Raw genomic sequence first — 2914 nt, forward strand, 5'->3', positions numbered from 1 at the left:
TCCTATCGCCGGCACCATTTACGAGCCATTAGCTCAGTCGGTAGAGCATCTGACTTTTAATCAGAGGGTCGAAGGTTCGAATCCTTCATGGCTCACCATTTAAATAATATATGCGGGTGTGGCGGAATTGGCAGACGCGCTAGACTTAGGATCTAGTGTCTTTGACGTGGGGGTTCGAGTCCCTTCACCCGCATTATGCGGAAGTAGTTCAGTGGTAGAACACCACCTTGCCAAGGTGGGGGTCGCGGGTTCGAATCCCGTCTTCCGCTCCAATGGCGGCATAGCCAAGTGGTAAGGCAGAGGTCTGCAAAACCTTTACCACCGGTTCGAATCCGGTTGCCGCCTCCATTATTTTATAATGATTGTAAGTGCTTTATTATTATTTGCCGGGGTGGCGGAACTGGCAGACGCACAGGACTTAAAATCCTGCGGTAGGTGACTACCGTACCGGTTCGATTCCGGTTCTCGGCATCTTTTGATGTCTTTTTTCTTTCTATATTTGCCTGAGTGGTGGAATGGCAGACACGGTGGACTCAAAATCCACTGCCAGCGATGGCGTGCCGGTTCGAGTCCGGCCTCAGGTATCAAAGAACATGAACTTCACAGTATCAAGCTGTGGGGTTTTTTGTTATAAAAATTATATAATTGAACGATTTATTAAAATTGCCAACATGGGATAAATAAAAAATTTTTTAAGGGAAAACTTATTTCGCAGCAAACAAATATTTTATTATTGTTCTTCTTTTTAGAGGGGCTTTAACGCTAAGAAAAAGAGCCAAAATAATGCAGGTTGTTTAGAACTACCTGCTTATTTTGGCTCTTTTTTATATTTATAAAAGCTTTCATGGTATCTTTTACAATTCTTTAATTAAACCGTTCAATTGACTAATAGATAAATAGAGAGATTTGTGACTATGCTAATGGCTTTACTTAAGTTTGATAGAGATTTATTAAGATGTATAAAGCGAATTTTTTCAAAACAAATAGACAACATAGATAAAAGGAGAGAATAATACTATTTATTTCAATACTAAAACGACATAGATAGATGGGAGAGGTTAAAGCAGATTATTTAAAAATACTACATAAACAATATAGATAGTAAGGAGAGATTAAGATGATAAAACAAGCTATTTCAATTTTTTTAGCAGTAATGTTTTTCTTATCAACGTTTGTAATTCCTGCTAATGCACAGCAGAGTGCTTCGGAAGGGACTCAACCCTGGATGAATAGCAAGCTCTCTGCTCAGGAGCGGACCGAGCTACTTATCAAAGCGATGACGTTGGATCAGAAAATCCAGCAAATCGCTATCTCACGTTTCAATGAAAACAACACCGGTGAGACTGTCATTATCAAAAGGGGCGGTTCTAACAAGTATCAGAGTGGCGAATTCCCGCCTGAGGGTACCTTGCCCGGATGTGAGTGGCAGGATACTGGCCGGCAGATCCGCGGAATCAAGGAACTTGGCATCCCCACAATTCGCATGACTAACGGTGGTACAGGTGTGAAGGGCGGATCCTGTGGTAATGACCCGTTGGCTACAGGTCTGCCATCCACTATTGCCATGGCGGCTACCTTCGACCGTAAGCAGAACTATGAGGTAGGACGGATCCTTGGCGTGGAAACCCGTGCCTTCGCGCATCAAGTGTTGCTCGGACCAGGCATGAACCTCCTGCGTCATCCATACGGTGGTCGTGCCTATGAGTACTTCAGTGAGGATCCTTACCTAACGGGAACTTTGGCAAGCCAGCAGGTCAAGGGCATCCAGGACCAAAAGATTCAGGCACAACTTAAGCACCTTGCCGGTAACGAGCAGGAAACTGAGCGATGGACGATGGGTGTTCAGGTTCCCTCTCGTGCCATGAACGAGTTATACATGCTGCCGTTCGAGATGGTAGTCAAGGATGTAGACCCTGCCTCCGTGATGTGCTCATTCCCGGATGTCAACGGTACCTTTGCCTGTGACAGCTCTGAACTACTCCAGGATGCCCTTCGGCGTAACTGGGGCTTCGACGGTTGGGTCATGAGTGACCGTCGAGCGATTCACAATACGGTCGCTGCCATCAAGGCGGGCACGGATGTTGAACTCGACTGGGCGCCACAGTACTACACCGAGGAGAAAGTCAAGAAGGCTCTCGACTCAGGTCAGGTGACCGAGAACGACATTGACAACTTGCTTCGTCCGCGGTACATCAAGATGATTGAGTTTGGTCAAATGGATCAGCCATTTGACAAATTCATGCCGGAGATTGTCGATCGGAAGGCTAATGGCGCTAGCGCCCGGAAGATAGCAGAGGAGGGGACCGTGCTATTGAAGAACAAAGCTGGCTTCCTACCGCTGGACGGCAAGCCGAAAACGATTGCGTTAATCGGTGTCGAGTGGTTTGCAGGTATAGCTAAGATGTCCCCGCGCTCAGTTCGGGACAATAACGAGAACGTCAATGCCCCTTACACGGTCACCCCTAAACAGGGGCTGGAGAACGTCATAAAGGAATTAGGCTACAACACCAAGGTAACGTATAACAATGGTCGTGACCCTGAGGCTGCAGCCAAGCTGGCTGCAAATTCCGACGTCGTGCTGCTCATGGTCGGTGATAACCCGCATGAGACCAAGGACCGAGAAACTCTCGGATTCCCAGCTATTGACCTTGACCCTCATCCGGACAGACAGGACTGGGTGGAGCAGGAGCCGTTGATTGACGCAGTCATGAAGGCAAACGCGAAGAATACAGTTGTTGTGTTGAAGACTTCAGGTACAGTACTGATGCCATGGTTGGATAAAGTTCCTGCTGTGCTCGAGGCGTGGTTCCCGGGTATGGAGGATGGCAATGCTGTCGCCAACCTGCTCTATGGCAGGGTTAATCCCTCCGGAAAGCTGCCTATGACATTTGGTGCAAAAGAGCGTGAGGCCGCC

Annotated in this window: 1 protein-coding gene and 6 tRNA genes; all 7 read left to right on the top strand. The window is 47.4% G+C overall.

Translation table 11 applies throughout. From position 1 onward, the window contains the following. The first annotated feature begins 22 nt into the window (after window positions 1–22). Window positions 23–98: transfer RNA gene (locus V7147_RS06980), tRNA-Lys, on the top strand. 14 nt (window positions 99–112) lie between these two features. Beyond that, window positions 113–193: transfer RNA gene (locus tag V7147_RS06985), tRNA-Leu, on the top strand. Between the two features lie 4 nt (window positions 194–197). Continuing rightward, a tRNA-Gly gene (locus tag V7147_RS06990) sits at window positions 198–272 on the top strand. A gap of 2 nt (window positions 273–274) precedes the next feature. Continuing rightward, window positions 275–348 (top strand) — tRNA-Cys (locus tag V7147_RS06995). A 37-nt stretch (window positions 349–385) separates the two neighbouring features. Then, window positions 386–471: transfer RNA gene (locus V7147_RS07000), tRNA-Leu, on the top strand. A 30-nt stretch (window positions 472–501) separates the two neighbouring features. Further along, window positions 502–584, top strand: a tRNA-Leu gene (locus V7147_RS07005). Window positions 585–1117: 533 nt separating this feature from the next. Next, on the top strand, window positions 1118–2914 hold a 1797-nt coding region (locus V7147_RS07010; protein WP_335367136.1), incomplete at its 3' end, for a glycoside hydrolase family 3 protein.

This window comes from Bacillus sp. JJ1521 (assembly GCF_036965165.1).
GTDB lineage: Bacteria > Bacillota > Bacilli > Bacillales > Bacillaceae_L > Ferdinandcohnia.